Raw genomic sequence first — 17,568 nt, forward strand, 5'->3', positions numbered from 1 at the left:
GGCCTGGACGACCTGGAGATGGCCACCGTCGAGTACATCGACTGGTACAACAACCGCAGGTTGCACGGCGAGCTCGGCCACGTCCCACCCGCCGAGCACGAGGCACTACACGTGATGACCCAGCCGGTCATTGCACCCCTGAAAACCAGCTAACCAACTCTCCATCAAACCCGGGGCTTGACACATCGCCGACAAGATGATTGCCGGCGCGGCCGAGGACACGAACCCGCCGTACTGGCACGCCGAGGTCATCAACCACGAGCGACGCGGCTCCGACGTCGCCGTTTTTACCTGCTGCCCTGTGCAACCGCTGAATTTCCGCGCCGGCCAGTACGTCAGCATCGAATGCGGCTACCATCCGCGGCTGTGGCGCACCTACTCCATCGCCAACGCGCCCCGCCAGGACGGCACGCTGGACTTCCACGTCCGCGCCGCCGGCGGCGGCTTGGTGTCCAGCGCTCTGGTCCGGCGCCTCAGGGCCGGAGACATGCTGCGCCTCGCGGCCCCCATGGGCTCGATGACCCTCGACCTGCAGTCGCGCCGCGACATTGTGTTCGTCACCGGCGGCACAGGCCTCGCCCCGGTCAAGGCGCTACTGGAAGAGCTCACCCGATACAACCGCACCCGATGGACCCATCTGTTCCGTGGCGAGCGACGCGGTGACGACTTCTACGACCGCCGACACCTGGATCAGATCGCTGAGAATTTCCCGTGGCTCACCATTGTTCGCGCGGTCAGCGATGAGGGCGGAAACATCGGCGAACGCGGCGCCATCTCGGACGTCGTCTCACGGCACGGACCGTGGCGGCACCACGACTTCTACATCGCCGGATCCGCGACCATGGTCAACGCTACCCTGCGCAGGCTCGTTGAGATGCAGATACCGTCCACCCGCATCAAGTACGACGCCTTCACCGACGCCTGAACGACCAAGGACGCCCAAGTGCCGGACCCGGGCGTACCGCCTCACGGCACCGCGGATACGAAAGCGCGATCGTGGTGGCTGTGCGGCACGAGCGCTGCCTGCCTCGCTACTGCAACGACCACTGGAATCCAAGATCAAGGCCCGCGGGCACTTCCCGAACGAGCAGGCGGCGCTAAAGTGCCTGTACTTGGTGACCCGGTCGCTCGACCCGACCGGGACCGGCCGGACCCGATGGACGATGCGCTGGAAACGCGCCATGAACGCGTTGTCGACGCTGACCAGCGTCCAGCGCACGAACAGCGTCCGCGCGTCGAGGTCTACATCGGCCCAGTGCAGACCAAGGATCTCGCCCTTCCGCAGCCCGGTGCAGTGCCTGATCGCCGCCGCAGTGACCGGCTTCCGTGAGGCTATCGCCCAGGACCGCTGACCTCTGCGTTCACCCGTAACCGGCCGACTTCTGGGTGGTCGTCGCTCAGGGTGGACAACGTGCCGGTGATTCTTTGACGATGGACAGCGGTGCCGTCATCGCAGACCTCCAGGACGTGGTTCAACGTGCGCTCGGGTCGCCGATAGGTGTTGGTGTGGTGTGTTGCTCGCTGGGTGAGGCGCTGGTGCGGGTGCTGGTGCCGGACAGCTGCCTGGCGGTGTTGACCAGTCCGACCAGGCTGAATGCCTGCGGAGTGTTGCCGAGGTGGCGCCGGTGTACCGGGTCGTATTCCTCGGCGAGCATGCCGACGTCGTTGCGTAACGCGAGGAGACGTTCGAACAGCTGCCGTGCCTCGTCGACGCGGCCGATGCCGTGCAGGGCGTCAGCGAGCCAGAAGGTGCAGGCCAGGAAGGCGCCTTCGGTTCCCGGTAGGCCGTCGACGTTGTCGTGCTGGGGCTGGTAGCGCAGCAGGAACCCGTCAGTGGACAACTGTTTCTGTACTGCCTCGACGGTGCCGACGACCCGGGGATCGTCGTACGGCAGGAAGCCGACGCGGGGAATGAGCAGCAGGGCCGCGTCCAGGCCGTGGGAGCCGTAGAACTGGGTGAAGGTGTTGCGGTCCGGGTCGTAGCCGTGCTCGCACACGTCGGCGTGGATCTGTTCACGGATGGCGCGCCAGCGGTCGACGGGTCCGTCGAGGCCGTAGCGTTCGACGGCGGTGACCGCGCGGTCGAGGCCGGCCCAGGCCATGACCTTCGAGTGCACGAAGTGCTGGCGTGGTCCGCGGACCTCCCACAGTCCGTTGTCGGGTTCGCGCCAATGACTTTCGAGGTAGTCGAGCAGGGCGCGTTGCAGGTCCCAGCCGGCGTCGGTGGCCGCGATGCCGGCCTCGCGGGCCAGGTGCAGGCCGTTGAGGACTTCACCCCACACGTCGAGTTGGAATTGCTCGGCGGCGGCGTTGCCGACACGCACGGGGCCGGAGTTCTCGTAGCCGGGTAGCCAGTCGAGGGTGGATTCGGTGAGCCGTCGGGTGCCGTCGAGGCCGTACATGATCTGCAGGTCGGCGGGATCGCCGGCGGCGGCGCGCAGCAGCCATTCGCGCCAGGCCTTGGCCTCGGCGACGTAGCCGGTGCCGAGCAGGGCTTGCAGGGTGAAGGTGGCGTCGCGCAGCCAGCAGTAGCGGTAGTCCCAGTTGCGGGATCCACCGATCTGTTCGGGCAGGCTGGTGGTCGCGGCCGCGACGATCCCGCCGGTCGGCGCGTAGGTCAGCGCCTTGAGCAGGATCAGCGATCGGCGTACTGCGTCGGCGTACGGCCCGTTGTAGGTGCCGCGGCTGATCCAGTCCTGCCAGAACTGTTCGGTGGCGGTCAGAGCGTGCTGCGGGTGCACCGCTTTCGGGCGGGGCAGATGCGACAACTGGTGGGTGAGCACGAAGGTGACCTGTTCCCCGGCGGAGACGGTGAATTCGCCGGTGAGGGTGCGGTCGTGGTGCTCGAGGGCGATGTCGGCGTGCAGCCAGGCGGCGTCCGGTCCGGCGATGGCGGCGTGTTCGCGCTCCCCGTGGCGGACCCACGGGGTGATGCTGCCGTAGTCGAAGCGCAGCCGCAGTCGGGTTGCCATGGTGACGGTCCCGGTGACGCCTTCGACGATGCGCACGACGTCGGCGGCCTCGCCGCGTACCGGCATGAAGTCGATGACGCGGACCGTTCCCCCGGGGGTGTCCCACTCGGTTTCCAGGACGAGGGTGTCGCCGCGGTAGCGTCGGCGGTTCGCCGTCCCCGCGTCGGTCGGGGCGAGCCGCCAATGCCCGGCGTTCTCGTCGGAGAGCAGGGCGGCGAAGCTGGCCGGGGAGTCGAAGCGGGGCAGGCACAGCCAGTCGATGGAGCCGTCGCGGCCGACCAGGGCGGCGGTGTGGAGGTCTCCGATGAGGGCGTAGTCCTCGATGGGCGATGCCATGGTCGCGTCTCTTTCAGGACAGGGTGAGGACGACTTTGATGTCGTCCGGGTGGGCGGTCAGTGCGTCGGTGAACTTTTCCAGCGGCACCCGGCGGGTGATCAGGCGCCGCAGCCAGTCGACGTCGGCCTTGCCGAGGGCGTCGGCGGCGGTGTGGTAGTGGCGCAGGTTGGCGTTGACGCTGCCCACGACGACGTCGTTGTCGAGCACGATCTCCCGGTTCTGCGCGCCGGCGTCGATGGAGAGGCGGCGTCCCGGTGTCGATACCCCGGTGAGGCAGGTGATGCCGTACGCGGCGGTGTTGGCGATGGCGTCGAACACCACCGATCCGGCGCCGGTGGCTTCGATGACGACGTCCGGTTGTAGTTTGCCGGCGACCTCGTCGACGGGGTCGTGGTGGTAGGTGGCGCCCAGCGCGGTCACGGCGTCGATTTTCGGCCCTGCGGTGATCCGGTCGAGGACGTGCACGTCCAGGCCGCGCTGGATGCCCAGCAGGGCGGCGAGCAGGCCGATCGGTCCGGCGCCGGTGATCAGCACCCGCCTGGGGTCGTAGAAGGAGCGGGCGCCGATGGTGTCGACCTGTTCCCAGGCTTTGGCGACCACGGTGGTGGGTTCCATCAGCATGCCGACCTCGGTCAGCCGCGGGTCGAGGCGGACCGCGTAGTCGGGTTCGACGGTCCACAGTTGTGCGGCGTAGCCGTCGAGTTCCTTGATGCCGCGTTCGGTGTAGCGGCCGTTGCGGCACATGTCGAACTCGCCGTGCGCGCACGCCCCGCAGGGCACCGGATCGGGCCGTCGTACCACCCCGACGACGAGGTCGCCGTCGTGGAAGTCGCTGCCGGGCGGGGCGTGTTGTACCCGGCCCAGTGATTCGTGGCCCAGTACGAGCCGGTCACGGCCGGGCGGCGCCCACCCGTAGTCCCCGGCGATGATCTCGCGGTCGGTGCCGCACACCCCGACGGCCAGCCCTTCCACGAGCAGTCGCTGGTCCGACGGCGTGGGGTCAGGCAGGTCCGTGAGCTCAGCGGTGCCAGCGGTACCTGGCTGGACGGTCAGCGCGCGCATGTCTGTCTCCTGTCGATCGGCGGGGTCGGTTGACGTCACGAATCGGCGTGCGTGACCTCCGGTGAGGCGGTGTCCAGCGGTACCGCCGAGGCGGGAACCAGTCCCAGTTGGGTGCGCGGGCGGTTTCCGGCCGCGGCGAACAGCCAGGCAGCGGCGACCCGGCTGCGGTTGGCGGGTAAGGCGGCGAGGTGGTAGCCGCGGGTCACGGCCACCGCGGGTAGGCCGCGCAGGGGTAGTCCTAGCGGTTTGGCGGCGGCCTTGGTGCCGCCGAGGTCGGCGGCGAAGCCGAGGCTGGCGTGGCGGTACGGCCTGCGGTGTCCGACGCCGTAGTCGGCGGCGATGTTGTCGGCCGCCCGGATCCCTTGGCGCTGGGCGTGCTGGGCGGTCATCGTGGTCAGCTTCCCGGGCCGGGTCAGGTCCGGCACCGCGGCGGCGTCGCCGCAGGCGTAGATCCGCGGGTGTCCCGGCACCCGCAGGTAGGCGTCCACGGCGATGCGGCCCTGCTCCAGGCGCAGGCCGGTGTCGGTCACCAGCGGATCGGGCCGTACACCGACGCACCACACCAAGGTTCGGCTGGCAACGAACTCGTCGCCAATGTGGACCCCGTCACTGGTGACTTCCGTGATGGAGGTGCTGGTGCGCAGGTCTACGCCGCGCTGAGTCAGCACACCTGTCGCTGCGTCGGACAGCCGGTGGTCGAGGTGGGCGAGGATGCGGTCGCCGTGGTCGATGAGCATCCACCGCGGCTTCTCGACGAGGTGCGGGTAGCGCGCAGTGATCTGCGTGGTGAGCAGCTGGCCTTGGGCGGTGACTTCGGTGCCGGTGTAGCCGGCCCCCACGACCACGAAGGTCAGCCGGGCAGCGCGGTCAGCCGGGCCCGTGCTGCCCCCAGCGAGTTCGACCTGGCGAATCAGGTGGTCGCGGAGGTACAGCGCCTCGGGCAAGCCGCGGAAGCCGTGGGCGTTGTCCGCCACGCCAGGGATGGGCAGCAGTTTGTTGACGCTGCCGACGGTCAACAGCAGCCGGTCGTAACCCAGCGAGGCACGACGGCCTTCCGGGTCGCGGTAGTGCACCCGCCGCTGGTCCGGGTCAACGTCGGTCGCCTCGCCCAGGACGTGACGGACGCCAGGCAGGGTGTCGGCCAGGGAGATGGTGATCTGCCGGGGGTCCAGAACGCCGCCGGCGACCTCGGGAAGCAGCGGCAGGTATAGAAAGTAGTCGGTCGGGTTGAGCACGGTGATATCGGCGTTACCGCGGGCGAGCCGCGACAGGCGGCGGGCAGCGTGGTATCCGGCGAAACCGGCGCCGATGATCAGGATGTGGGGGCGCGTCAAGGCGATCCTCCGCGATGTCGTCCTGAGTGATCTCGAGGTCAGTGGGCCAGCCGTAGTCGGGCGGGCTGGTAGGTGACGATGCCGGCATCGTCGAGTTCGTAGCCGGAGGCCGGCTCGTCGCCACTGATGCGTAGCCGGTGTTCACTGACCAGTTGGTAGGTCGAGATGCCGGGGAGTACGACGAGCGATGGGGTGAGGATCCGGATCGTTGGCGCGGCGACAGGCCGGTCACCGGCGGCGAGGCGTAGTCGCTGCAGCGCCCAGGTGAGGAACACCGGTGAGTCGTGCAACCGGACGATCGCCTCCGGCTGTAGCCGGCTGGAGTCGTCGATGCCGGGCAGCGGGGCGCCGGAATAGCCATCGGCGGTCAGCGCGCCGTCGAGGTCACCGTTCTCCTCGGTACGGCAGCTCCACCCGAGTTCGGGATCGCGGATCAACCGCAGCGTTCGGCTCCAGTCGCCGCCCTCGCACGTGACGGTCAGTGCGCGCACCACCGCGCCGGTGTCCAGTTCGGCGTGCCATCGGTTGGTGTGCGGCACTGGCCCAGTGACGACGGCCGAACCGCTCGCCGTGCTCGGGTCCTTACTGGCCCAGAAGACCAGTTCAGTGCCGACGGTGTCCGTGCGCTGCCAGATCAGCGGTGCGCGCCGCATGCCGGCGTTTCTCACGCGGCGCCCGGCGGTGTCCTACGACGAGGTCAACACCATGGTCGTCTCCTGTTCACATCGAGGTGGCCAGCGGTCGCGAGCAGGAGCCGCCGAGAGCTGCACGAGCGGCGCGCTGCGCGTCGGTAAAGGCAGCGCGGCACCTCGCCGCGTCGCGATAGACTCCGGGAGACTCGGCGATCCACACCGCCAGAGCCGTCGCGTAGCCGCACCAGCGCCTGCCGGCTCGATCCGTGACCGGCTGCGGGAGTCGTGCGGGCCAGCACATCGGCGCCGCTGCCGGTGCGGCTGACCAGCCGCCACCCTGGCCCAGAAGCACCCTGGTCGGGTATCAGAGCTATCACGGCCGTTTCCGTCCCGCGTCGGCGGTTGCCGCGGTGTCGCCGCCCTGCCCCCGGGGTGGGCGGGAGCAGGCGACCTTGCGTCGGCCGGTGAGTCCGTTGACGACGGCCTCAACGGTCTGTTCGAGGTAGTTGAAGTCCGGTACGGCGACCGCTTCGGCTCGTTCGTGCAGGTTCGCCGCGGTGACGGTGTCGTCGATACGGGCGACGTGATGCTCGCCGTTCTCGTCCATGATCCCGTTCCCCTCTCGCTCCTCCAAGTCTCTTGCCCAGCCAGGTTGCACATAACCATCTTTGCACTATGCAATTGTTTCTGGCAGGCGACCGTCGCTCGCGCCCGGAGGGGACTGGCGTGGCGGCGTACGCGGCGCGGCTCCCGTCAGGTTGACGGCTCGTCGTTCGATTCCGCGGCTTCGTCCGGCCCGCCCGAATCGTCATCGGTTTCTACAGCGTGCGCGGCCCAGCCGAGCCACCAGTCGTGTTCGTCCGGCTCGCCCGCGGCTTCAGCGAACGCGCACAGCGCCTTCGTCACGGCCGGCTTCCACAGCTCCGCAGTCGCCGCCACGAGCCGTTCGAGTTCGGCGCGGCGGCGGCTCATCACCTGGTCGACGATGTCGTGGCCCGCCTTGCTCAGTCGTAGGCGTACCACCCGGCGGTCACTGGATGAGCGTGTTCGCCGGACCAGGCCTTTGCGGACCAGCCGGTCACACATGCGCGTGCCGGTGGACGGATTGACCCGCAACTCCTCGGCGATGTCGATGCTGCGCTGCGGGCCCCGCACGGCCAACACCACCAGTGCCCGGAACTGCGGCAGTGTGACGTCACCGTCGATCCCGGCCAGAGACCGGGCGGTCAGGCCGACGAAAGCCCGGCTGGCCAGCATCAGCGCTTGAACGGCATCCTCGTTGACGGCTGAGACAGATGTTTGCATAGGGACATCATTGCATTGAGGCGAGGATCGCAGCCGGTGTCAGCCGATGCGGTACGGCGAGGCGGCCTCGTCGCAAAAGTCGAGACCGTGCTCTGACCGCGACAGGTCCGGCCGCAGCAAGCCGCCCGGTAAGGCTGCGGTGGCGCCGTCGAACAGCATGGTCTCGATCCGCACGTGGTCGTGGAGCCATTCCAGGTGTCGCAGGTTAGGCGTGGCGGCCGCAGCGTCAAGATGCAGATTGGGGGCGCCGTGCCCGGAGATCTGCAGGTTGTTCGCGGCAGCGACGGCGGCGACGCGCTGCCATTCGGTGATGCCGCCGCACCGTGACAGGTCGGCCTGCAAGCAGTCCACGGCGCCGGCCTGCACCATGCGGGCGAAATACGGCAGGTCGTAGCCGTACTCCCCGGCCGCGACGTCTGCGGCGACGGCGTCGCGGATCTCGTGCAGCCCGGCCAGGTCGTCGGACGACACCGGTTCTTCGAACCAGCGCACGTCGCAGTCGGCGGCTTCATGGGCGACGCGGATGGCCTGTTTGCGGGTGTATCCGCCGCTGGCGTCGACGTACAGTTCGGTGTCGTCGCCGACGACCTTGCTGGCGTGGGCGGTGCGGGTGAGGTCGCGGCCGACGTGCTCACCCCAAGACTCGGCGACCTTGATCTTCACCCGGGGAATCCCTTGCCCATGTACCCAGTGGTCAAATTGGGAGGTCAACTGGGTGTCGTCGTAGCTGGTGAAGCCGCCGCTGCCGTAGATCGGCACCTCGTCGGTGACCATTGCGAGCAGTCGGGCCAGTCGCAGGTCGAGAAGTCGCGCCTTCGAGTCCCACAGGGCGGCGGAGATCGCGCAGGTGGCGATACTGAGCCGGCCGAGGTTGCGGTCGCCGCGGCACATCGCGTCGTAGGCTCCGACCACATCGAGTGCGTCGCGGTCTTTCACCAGCGGCGCGAGGACGTCCTCGACGAGTGCTCGGCACGCGGCTGCACCGTAGGTCCAGCCGGTGCCCACCTGGTCGCCGCAGTGAACGCGAACCACGATCATGGTCGTGGACGTCCATGTGATGGTGCGGTCCGCCTCCAAGGCGTCGGTGGGGACGCGGTACGCGGCCTCGGTGACACACTCGATCGGAAGTTCTGCTTCCCGGATACTCGTCTGCGCACCGGCCCTTTCGGCCGAGGGTTATGAAGATTCGCGTACGGACAGCTGAGGGTCCTGACTGCGGTCAGGATGCGATCAGTGCCAGGCCGGTAATTCCGAGGGCGTAGAGCACCAGCACCGCGACGGAGTCCAGTCCCATTCGCGCCCATTGGCGGCGCGGCCGGAAGACCAGGCCGATCATGTAGACGATGGTGAGCAGGCCGCCGAGGGCGGTGAGGTAGATGTCGGTGTTGTGCGCTCGGGGCAGCACGGCTTGGCCGGACAGGACGGTGGCGAGCAGGAACACCCTGTCTGTCAGGGTGAGTTGAGGCCAGCGGTTCATAGCAACTCCGCTGTACAGGGCGAGTTCAGGATCGAGAATCGTTGAATACTGCTGTTGACGTCGTGGCCGTCCAGGATGGGGTCATGAGTCGCAAGAAGGGTCCGCGTGCGGACGGGCCGCGGGCACGCCGGTCGTTCACGCCGGGGCAAAAGCTGGAACTGCTTTCCGGCTATGAGCAGGCCGTCGCGGCCGGTGAGGGCGGGGCGTTCCTGCGGCGGGAGGGTTTGTACTCGTCGTTGATGTCGGAGTGGCGCCGGGCCCGGGACGCGGGGCTGTTACAGGGTAAACCGGCTGGTGAGACGGTTGGGCGGCCCAGCGTGGAGCAGGCCGAGATCGCCCGGTTGCGGCGGGAACTGCAGCTGGCGCAGGCGAAGCTGGCGCGCACGGAGACGGCGTTAACGATCATGGGAAAAGCGCAAGAGCTCTTGGAGGACATCTCCAGGAGCGAGCCGGACGGTCCGGACGTCTTCGGGCTCGGCAAGCGCTGATGGACGCCTTCCAGGCGTTGACCGGTGCGGGGACCACGACTCGGGCTGCGGCGTTGATGACCGGCATCTGCCGGTCCAGCGCCGATCGGGACCGCCGCCGGCCGAGCCCGTCACCTTCACCGCGTTCGGTGCCGGCGAACGCGCTCACCCCGGCCGAACGCGACCGGGTCCTGGCCGTGCTGGACGGTCCGGAGTTCGTCGACGCTGCTCCGGCGCAGGTCTACGCCGCTCTGCTCGATCAGGGCGTCTACGTCGGCTCGATCGCGACGATGTATCGGATCTTGAGGGAGCACCGGCAGATCCGTGAGCGTCGCCGGCTGGCCCGGCATCCGGCGCGTGCTCGTCCGGAGTTGGTCGCTACCGGGCCTCGGCAGGTGTTCAGCTGGGACATCACGAAGCTGGCCGGTCCGGTGAAGGGCTCCTACTTCGACGCCTACGTGATGATCGACGTCTACTCCCGCTACATCGTCGGCGTCCGGGTGCACGCCCGTGAGTCCGGCCCGCTCGCGGCGTCGATGATGCGGGAGGTGTTCGACGTCCAGGGTGTCCCGCACGTGGTCCACGCCGACCGGGGCACGTCGATGACCTCGAAATCGGTGGCGGACCTGCTCGAGGACCTGACCGTGACCCGGTCACACTCGAGGCCGAAGGTGTCCAACGACAACCCGTACAGCGAGGCCTGGTTCAAGACGTTGAAGTACGCGCCGGTCTTCCCGGACAGGTTCGCGTCCCTCGCGGACGCGCGGGTGTTCATGACCGACTTCGTGACCTGGTACAACAACTGCCACCGGCATTCCGGGATCGGCCTGCACACCCCCGCCGAGGTTCACCACGGCCGCCACCACACGGTCCGAGCCGGCCGCGAGGACACCCTCGCCGCGGCCCGCGCAGCTCACCCGGAACGCTTCGGCACCGACCGGCTCCTACCCAAGATCCTCGACCTGCCCGAACAGGTCTGGATCAACAAACCCGAGCCAGAGCCCCAAGCCGCATAACTCCCGCTGGCCTCAAATCCTTGACACGTTCCGGTCGGCTGGCTGGCGATCGCTGTCTTCGCCGCAGGTCCGGCCATCCTGCTGAAGAGCGGCGGGATGGCTTTGATCGCCGTGTCAGCGGTCTGCGTCAGCATGAGCCTGTGGGCGACCACCGACGGTTTCCGCCGCTGACGGTTCATCGCCGCCGCGTCGATGTCGTCGCAGCGAAGGAAGAACGACGGGTATGTCCTGGACGGTATGACGCGTCCCATGGCACCGGCGCTGCTGGAGGTGGTCGGCCCGGTCCCGGAGCACGCCCGGCGCCCGATCGCCTTCGCCTGATTGGCGCGGCGGTAGACCGGAGCTGACCGGGCGTGGTCCGGCAACAGGTTCAGTAGCGCAGGGTGGCTGCCATCGGTGAAGAGTCCGGCATCCGGTCGCGCGGTACGGCGTACACCGTGCCGCTGTGCCGCAGAGTGGAGATCGCGGCGTCGTCGACGTGGTCGACCGCACTGGTGTGCTCGTGCAACCGGATGACCGTTCGTTTGCCCGGGCCGGGCGCGTCGGTGCGGACGAACAGCGTCTCGATGCGTCCCTCACGGGCTGCCGCGCTGACGGCCATGGTGCCGGTGCAGGTGCGTCCGGTGCCCCGCAGTTCCCGGTACGTACCGGCGGCGACGGCTTCCCCACCGCACAGCGCCGGCTCCACCACCGGCCACGCATGACGGTGCAACTGCTCGAGGCTCAGGTCCCACGGGTTGCCGTCCACGCCATCGTCCATCAACTCAGGGTAGGTGTTGACCTGGCGATAGAGGGCCTGAGTCGAGCGGACGCCGGCCAGCACCAGCGGGGCGGCGTCGGCCTGCAGAACTTCACGCAGCGCCCGATCGACACGCCGGAAATGCTGCGCCACCAGCGGCGTGGTGTCGTCATCGATGCCGTGGAAGACGGCCCGGCCGCCGGTTCCGCCGCGATCCGCGACGAAGGCGTGCACCGGAGCCCGACGCCGCGGCATGGTGAGCCAGACCGCGAGCGCGAGCCCGTCGACCGCCACCTCGTCCAGGCCGTACCGGGACCCTCGGAACAGCTTGATCTCGTCCTGGCTGAGCGCCAGCACGTGGAAGTGACCGCCGGTGCTCAGCAGCGGTAGCAGCGGCCGCATCAGAAAACGGTCCCCGACGGCCGTCAGCTCGGGTAGCCGCAGCGGAACCCTGAAATGCCGGATCCCGCCCGGCTCGAGGAACACCGCCAGCCCGTCGCTGAGCCGCTCCCCCGACCGCGCCCGGTCCAGCAGGTGGCGACCCGGCTCAAGCATCTGGTCGGTCGCCGCGGCGGACACACCGTCGTCGATCAGCGCCTGCTCGGCCTGCCTCAACAGGTTTTTGAGCCGGATGGCGTTGCGTTCGGTTTGCGGTCCCGCCCGATGTGTCGGCAGGAATACCGAGACGCGGAACCCGCCGCGTGCGTCGGAGAGGGCCGTCAAGTCGTGCGCGTTGAGAATGTCCATCCTCGCCTCTCAGCGGAAACAGTGGCTGATCACCAGGCACCAGCAGGGCCGGTGACATTCCGTAACCTCCATCCTGGCCACCAGCGCGGCGACCGGACAGGTGAGCCACGCCCTCATCTGAGCCGCTCAACATGCCGACCGACGGCAGGATCATGCGCACGCCCGGCAACGAACGCCAGCGGATGTCGCCGTCGAGACCCCCGACCACCACCGTGGGTGCCGGGCAGGCTCGGATTGTGGCCGTGAACGCGGCCGAGCCCATGTCCGGAAGGTGCAGAACAGTGCAGCAGTGGCGAGTCCAAGACGTCATGAGCACCAACGTGGTGACGGCAGAACTGGGAGCGTCGATCGGCGAGCTGGCCGGACTGCTGACCCGGGAGCGGATCAGCGCGGTGCCGATCGTCGCCGACGACGGCCAGGTGGTGGGCATCGTCTCTGAGGTCGACCTCATGGCGCGAATCCCCGGCACCGGCACATCAGCGCGATCCGTGTCCGGTACCACCGACGCGGCAGCGGTGATGAGCCGGCTGGTACACACCGCCGCTCCCGACGAGCTGCTGTCCGCGGCGGCCCGGCGGATGGGCAAACACAAGGTCAGACGGCTGCCCGTCACCGACGAGACCGGCCGGATGGTAGGCGTGGTGTCGCGTGCGGACCTCATGCGCCACTACACCCGTAGCGACGACGCCATCCGGCACGACGTCATGCACCACGTGCTGCTACACACACTGTGGATCGATCCCCGCCAGGTACACGCCGGCGTCGACGCGGGAGTGGTGACCCTGACAGGTGAGATCGGCCGGCGCAGTCCCGCCGCGATAGCGGCCAGGCTTAGCGCCGGCGTGCCCGGGGTCCTGCACGTCGTGAACAACATCGCCTACAGCTTCGACGACACGACACTGCTCCGCTCCCGGATCAGTCACACCCACCCGTTCAGCGCGGAGCCGTTCAGGCCGTGACCAGCTCTCTTGCGCCGGCAGCCCGGTCCGTCCCTGAGCTGTGTTGCCGGACTCCGGCAGTTTCAGCCGGCCTTTTCAGCCGACGGGAGCCCGTCCGCGCCGGCGGTACGAGTCTCAGCCTGAACGTACCGGTCACCATCCGAGCGCGACGCGGCACTGTCCACGACCGGCTCGTCGTACGCGCTACGCGGGAAGGACCCTTGCTGTGACGATATCCACGCGACCCGCCGAAGATGCGCTGCACCGCGTCCTGGAGCGGCACTACCACACCTACACGGACCGGCTGACTCGCCTGAGCATTCACCGGACCCGCCCGGATCACGGCGGTTACGACGATGGCACCCTCGACCTGCTCATCGCGTGGGCACGCCAGGGCGTCGCTGAGGCCGCCCGCGCGCTGCAGCGCATGTCGGACGGCACCTACGGAGTCTGCGAACGGTGCCGGGCCGACATCGACCTTCCCAGACTGACCGGGCGACCCGAGATCCCTCTGTGCGGGTCCTGCACCTACACACCGCCCGACTGAACGGCAGTCATTGCCGACGACCGGCAACGACGACTCGTCGATGTCACCGGCGGCGGCCCTGTTGGTTGCTGTTCCACGGCAGACACCATGGGCTAGGACACGGCGCGAGCGGAGCCGCCGTGCGAGGCGCAGTTTGCCGGAAGGGAGACGTCGTGCAGCAGTGGACAGTCAGAGATGTCATGACCGCCGAGGTGGTCACCGTGGATTACGACACCCCGCCCGCGGATGTCGTGACCACCATGACGGCGTACGACGTCAGCGCAGTAGCCGTCGTCGACGATTACGACAGTGTGCTCGGCGTCATCACCCGCACCGACGTGCTGACCGGCCTTCAAGTGCGGACACCCGACCAAAGCTCACGCGCACCGTGGCGCCGGCCCGTGGCCGCGCCCGCCTGGACCGCTCATTCGGCCGGCCAGATGATGAGCGCACCAGCCCTGACCGTCGAGCCGGACGTGACGCTCGGCCAGGCCGGCCGGCTGATGCGCCATCACGCGGTCAACCGGCTTCTGGTGACCGGACCGGACCGGCGGCTGCTGGGCATCGTCACTGCCGCTGACCTGCTCAAGGTCTACGACCGTGCCGACGAGGTGGTCCGCGCCGAGGTAGGGCAGGTGCTCGCGACACTGCCGACAAGCGATGTCGCCTTCGATGTACACGACGGCGTCACGGTCATGGCCGGGACCGTCGCGGACGCCGGGACCGCGTCCCTGCTCTCGCGGGTCGTCCACAGCGTGCCCGGTGTAACGGCCGTTCGCAGCGAGGTCACCGTCGACCCGCCCGCCGCTGCCGAGGCCGCCCCCGCCGTGCGGACGCGGCACCGGCCGATCGACGGCTGGTGGCAGACCCGCCGCCCCCACCGAGACAACCGACCGATACCCGCCGCAGCGCGGCGCTGACCGAACGAGAAAGACGACACCATGAGTGAAACACTGCGGTGGTCCCTGATCGTCGGCCTGATCCTGGCCGTACTGCTCGTGATCTCCGTGCGGGTGGTCATGGAGTACGAACGGGGGGTCGTCTTCCGGCTGGGCCGGGTCATCGCCACCCGCGGCTCCGGCCTGACGTTCCTCATCCCCTTCGTTGACAAGATGGTGCGAGTGTCGCTGCGTACCGTCACGATGAGTATTCCCCCGCAGGATGTCATCACCAAGGACAACGTGACGGTCAAGGTCAACGCGGTGGCCTACTTCAACGTCGTGGTGCCGCTGCTGTCGGTCACCGCGGTCGAGGATCATGTCGTCGCTACGTCCCAGATCGCGCAGACCACGTTGCGCAGCATCCTCGGCCAGGTCGACCTCGACGATCTGCTCATCGACCGTGACTCCATCAACCAGCGTCTGCAGGCCGTCATCGACGAGATCACCAGCGCCTGGGGTGTGAAGGTCACCCTGGTCGAGGTCAAGGACGTCGAACTGCCGGACACCATGCGCCGGGCGATGGCCCGCCAGGCGGAAGCCGAACGCGAACGGCGGGCCAAGGTGATCCACGCCGCCGGTGAGTTCGAGGCTGCCGGCGACCTCGGCCGCGCCGCCCAGGTCCTCGAACAGAACCCGGCCGCCATGCAGCTGCGGGTGCTGTCCACCATGGCCGAACTCACTTCCGAGCGGAGCTCCACCCTGATCTTCCCGCTCCCCATCGAGCTGCTGCGGCTCGTCGACACCCTGCAAACGAAGCTCAGCGGCACCCCGGCGGACACGCCGGTCCGGTCCGACACCCCGAGCCGCGCCGACGGCTTCGGCCACCAGATTTTCGACCACCAACCGGCGGACGACAGCCGAACAGTGCAGACGGCTGGGAAATGACGCGGACCGTAGTCCGGATGGGAGATGCTGGGCACCCGGCATCATCAGGCGGAAGGGCGCACGTGACCGATAACGGAGCACGCCGCAACCAGCGGCCGGTGGTGGCCGACGCCGACGAGCAGTGGCTCGTCGGCGTCGCCGCCGGGGCGAGCCGCGACGCCGGCGGCGTGCCGGTGGCGTTACTCGGCGACTACCTGCCGCTTCTGGCCGATGCCGCCATCACCGGGCGTAAACCCAAACGTGCCGAACTGGACGCCGTGGAAGCGCTCGGCCGGCGAGCCGCCGAGCAGGGCATCTCCGCCGGCCGGGTGGTACAGCTCTACCTGTCCGCCGCCCGCCGGCTGTGGCAGGACCTGCCGGAGGTCGTCCGCAGCCGCGACCGAGAGGCCGTGCGAGCCGCCGCAACGGCCGTGCTGCAGGTCGTCGACGACGCCGTCGCGACCCTGGCCGAAGGGTACGCCGTCGCCCGCCGCGACCTGGTGCGCCGCGAGGAGACCCTGCGCCGGGAACTCATCGACGATCTTCTGCGCGGCGACTCCGACCTCGGCGCCCTGGTCGAACGCGCGGAACCATTCGGGCTCGACCTCGCCCGCGTCCACCAGGTCGCTCTGGCCGCGCCGAGCCGGCGGCTGCCCGACACCGACGCCGCGATCACCGCACTCGAAGCTGTCATCTTCGACCGTCTCGGCGACCGCGACGTACTCGTCGCGACCAAGGACGGGCTCCTGGTGGTCCTGGCACCCGCCGACGCCAACAACCCCGACACCGCCCCGCCCCAGCGCACCGCCGCCGACGACCTCGGACGACTGATGCACGACCGACTCCGCCGCCTGCCCCGCGGACGACCATGGCAGATCGCCGTCGGCCGGCCCCACCCCGGCCTGTACGGCATCGCCCGCTCCTACGAAGAAGCCCGCGAGGCACTCACCATGGCCGCCCGGCTCCGCGTGGCATCCCCTGTCGTCAGCGCCCGCGACCTGCTCATCTACCGCGTCCTGCTCCGCGACCAGCCGGCCATCGTCGAACTGGTCCACGCCGTGCTCAGCCCGCTCACCCACGCCCGTGGCGGCGCCGAGCCGTTGGTCACCACCCTGCAGGCGTATTTCGACACCGGCGGCGTGGCCACCGAAACCGCGAAACGCATCCACATATCAGTACGGGCAGTGACCTACCGCCTCGAACGCGTCCACACCCTCACCGGCTACGACCCGGCCGACCCCGCCCACCGATTCACCCTGCAAGCCGCCGTACTCGGCGCACGCGCCCTCGACTGGCCCGAAAAGCCCCTACCGGCATCAGGATGACAGCAAGGACACGTTCGTCCTGAGGTGGCTCAGCACCCGTTCGATCCAGAGGAAACGAAGGGACGGGTCTCGGCGACGTCGTCACGGCAGCCCCGCCGGCGAGCCGGCGAAGGGGAAGGGCCCTGCCGCAGCATCGGGCCACTCACCAGTCCAGGCTGGAGATACGCGTACGGGTCCGGTTGCCTGCCGTCGGCAATGAAGCAGACCCAGATGTGCACGCGGGGCACCTGACTGCACGCAGAGTCCAGCGACGACAATTACGGTCAGCACACAAACAAGCGCGAGCTTCGCTCGGAGCTTCGACCGCGAGCCGACTTGCCTTCGACCTCAGGCTGTGCGTTGAACCGCACGGCCGATCGGAGAAAGTCTGCCCCTTGGTACCGACGGGGGATCATCATGCGCATCAAGTCGCCACTGCCTGCGTTGGTCGTAGCAGTCGGCCTCGCCGTTGTAGCGGTGTCGTTGCTGAATGCCCACCGGATCGGAGCGGGGCTGATCGTCGGGATTGCCGCATCGGTTGCGGTCCACCGGTGGGCACGCCGCCGGGCCGACGTCTACCTGGCAGGGCTTCAGGCGAACCATGCGATGGGATCAGGTGTCATATCCAGTCGGCCTCGGCCACTGGGCGCCGGCGACAGCCTCACCCGTTCGTCGGTCGTCGGCCGCAGCCAACTGACGACCCAGCGTCGTCGTCGCCGTGATTTCCACGTCACCCGGTACGCCGGCTATAGGGAGCGTGGCCGCTTTACTGAGCTTCTGGGGTTGAGGTCACTCCTACGTCCACATCGCCGCTTTGGGTGATTCCTGCCGGTTCGGGACTGCTGTCTAGTTAGGGCATGCGATACGGGGATGGCGGCGGGGTTGGACCGCAACAACGCGCCCGCCG

At 68.7% G+C, this 17,568-nt stretch carries 18 protein-coding genes and 1 pseudogene; 10 read left to right on the plus strand and 9 right to left on the minus strand.

What is annotated here, in order from left to right; all coding sequences use genetic code 11:
* The 3 genes and pseudogenes from CLV70_RS37890 to CLV70_RS37900 all read left to right on the plus strand — a co-directional run.
* On the plus strand, nucleotides 1–153 hold a 153-nt coding region (locus CLV70_RS37890), incomplete at its 5' end, for an IS3 family transposase (protein WP_146164335.1).
* Nucleotides 154–196: 43 nt separating this feature from the next.
* The gene (locus tag CLV70_RS37895) at nucleotides 197–925 is read left to right on the plus strand and encodes an FAD-binding oxidoreductase (protein ID WP_170148712.1); all 729 of its coding nucleotides are present in this window, start codon (nucleotides 197–199) and stop codon (nucleotides 923–925) included.
* A gap of 133 nt (nucleotides 926–1,058) precedes the next feature.
* Nucleotides 1,059–1,196: pseudogene (locus CLV70_RS37900) on the plus strand (IS256 family transposase); the annotation flags it as partial.
* Between the two features lie 276 nt (nucleotides 1,197–1,472).
* Here CLV70_RS37900 and CLV70_RS37905 read toward each other — a convergent pair.
* The 8 genes from CLV70_RS37905 to CLV70_RS37940 all read right to left on the minus strand — a co-directional run bounded on the left by CLV70_RS37905 (nucleotide 1,473) and on the right by CLV70_RS37940 (nucleotide 9,119).
* Nucleotides 1,473–3,308, minus strand: coding sequence for a glycoside hydrolase family 15 protein (locus CLV70_RS37905; protein WP_106131449.1), 1,836 nt, complete (start codon nucleotides 3,306–3,308; stop codon nucleotides 1,473–1,475).
* A 13-nt stretch (nucleotides 3,309–3,321) separates the two neighbouring features.
* Nucleotides 3,322–4,371, minus strand: coding sequence for a glucose 1-dehydrogenase (locus CLV70_RS37910; RefSeq protein ID WP_106131450.1), 1,050 nt, complete (start codon nucleotides 4,369–4,371; stop codon nucleotides 3,322–3,324).
* Nucleotides 4,372–4,406: 35 nt separating this feature from the next.
* A complete protein-coding gene (locus CLV70_RS37915; protein WP_106131451.1) occupies nucleotides 4,407–5,705 on the minus strand; it encodes an NAD(P)/FAD-dependent oxidoreductase in 1,299 nt (432 codons plus the stop codon).
* A 38-nt stretch (nucleotides 5,706–5,743) separates the two neighbouring features.
* A complete protein-coding gene (locus CLV70_RS37920) occupies nucleotides 5,744–6,358 on the minus strand; it encodes a putative glycolipid-binding domain-containing protein (protein ID WP_106131452.1) in 615 nt (204 codons plus the stop codon).
* Between the two features lie 352 nt (nucleotides 6,359–6,710).
* A complete protein-coding gene (locus CLV70_RS37925; protein WP_106131453.1) occupies nucleotides 6,711–6,944 on the minus strand; it encodes a hypothetical protein in 234 nt (77 codons plus the stop codon).
* A gap of 146 nt (nucleotides 6,945–7,090) precedes the next feature.
* Nucleotides 7,091–7,642 carry a MarR family winged helix-turn-helix transcriptional regulator gene (locus CLV70_RS37930; protein ID WP_245908796.1) on the minus strand — a complete coding sequence of 184 codons (552 nt, stop codon included), beginning with the start codon at nucleotides 7,640–7,642 and terminating at the stop codon, nucleotides 7,091–7,093.
* Nucleotides 7,643–7,681: 39 nt separating this feature from the next.
* Nucleotides 7,682–8,785, minus strand: a complete 1,104-nt coding sequence (locus CLV70_RS37935) for an enolase C-terminal domain-like protein (protein ID WP_342750452.1) — start codon at nucleotides 8,783–8,785, stop codon at nucleotides 7,682–7,684.
* 76 nt (nucleotides 8,786–8,861) lie between these two features.
* Entirely contained in the window at nucleotides 8,862–9,119 is a 258-nt protein-coding gene (locus tag CLV70_RS37940; RefSeq protein ID WP_245908798.1) for a hypothetical protein, read from the minus strand.
* 83 nt (nucleotides 9,120–9,202) lie between these two features.
* Here CLV70_RS37940 and CLV70_RS37945 point away from each other — a divergent pair.
* A protein-coding gene (locus CLV70_RS37945; protein WP_425440281.1) for an IS3 family transposase occupies nucleotides 9,203–10,602 on the plus strand; the annotation gives its coding sequence in 2 pieces (ribosomal slippage) (nucleotides 9,203–9,536 and nucleotides 9,536–10,602; 1,401 coding nt in all).
* Nucleotides 10,603–10,794: 192 nt separating this feature from the next.
* Nucleotides 10,795–10,923: a hypothetical protein gene (locus tag CLV70_RS41915; protein WP_281260536.1), complete on the plus strand. Its 129-nt coding sequence runs from the start codon at nucleotides 10,795–10,797 to the stop codon at nucleotides 10,921–10,923.
* A 49-nt stretch (nucleotides 10,924–10,972) separates the two neighbouring features.
* Here CLV70_RS41915 and CLV70_RS37950 read toward each other — a convergent pair whose 3' ends face one another.
* Nucleotides 10,973–12,088: a baeRF3 domain-containing protein gene (locus CLV70_RS37950; protein WP_106131455.1), complete on the minus strand. Its 1,116-nt coding sequence runs from the start codon at nucleotides 12,086–12,088 to the stop codon at nucleotides 10,973–10,975.
* 131 nt (nucleotides 12,089–12,219) lie between these two features.
* Here CLV70_RS37950 and CLV70_RS37955 point away from each other — a divergent pair, with 131 nt between their 5' ends.
* From CLV70_RS37955 to CLV70_RS37975, 5 genes are all read left to right on the plus strand, one after another.
* A complete protein-coding gene (locus tag CLV70_RS37955; protein WP_106131456.1) occupies nucleotides 12,220–13,047 on the plus strand; it encodes a CBS domain-containing protein in 828 nt (275 codons plus the stop codon).
* Nucleotides 13,048–13,252: 205 nt separating this feature from the next.
* Nucleotides 13,253–13,573, plus strand: a complete 321-nt coding sequence (locus CLV70_RS37960; protein WP_106131457.1) for a TraR/DksA family transcriptional regulator — start codon at nucleotides 13,253–13,255, stop codon at nucleotides 13,571–13,573.
* A 179-nt stretch (nucleotides 13,574–13,752) separates the two neighbouring features.
* Nucleotides 13,753–14,472, plus strand: coding sequence for a CBS domain-containing protein (locus CLV70_RS37965; RefSeq protein ID WP_106131458.1), 720 nt, complete (start codon nucleotides 13,753–13,755; stop codon nucleotides 14,470–14,472).
* Nucleotides 14,473–14,493: 21 nt separating this feature from the next.
* Entirely contained in the window at nucleotides 14,494–15,378 is an 885-nt protein-coding gene (locus tag CLV70_RS37970) for a slipin family protein (protein WP_106131459.1), read from the plus strand.
* 62 nt (nucleotides 15,379–15,440) lie between these two features.
* Nucleotides 15,441–16,682: a PucR family transcriptional regulator gene (locus tag CLV70_RS37975; RefSeq protein ID WP_245908800.1), complete on the plus strand. Its 1,242-nt coding sequence runs from the start codon at nucleotides 15,441–15,443 to the stop codon at nucleotides 16,680–16,682.
* Nucleotides 16,683–17,568: the final 886 nt, after the last annotated feature.

This window comes from Pseudosporangium ferrugineum, assembly GCF_003002065.1.
Taxonomy (GTDB): Bacteria; Actinomycetota; Actinomycetes; order Mycobacteriales; family Micromonosporaceae; genus Actinoplanes; species Actinoplanes ferrugineus_A.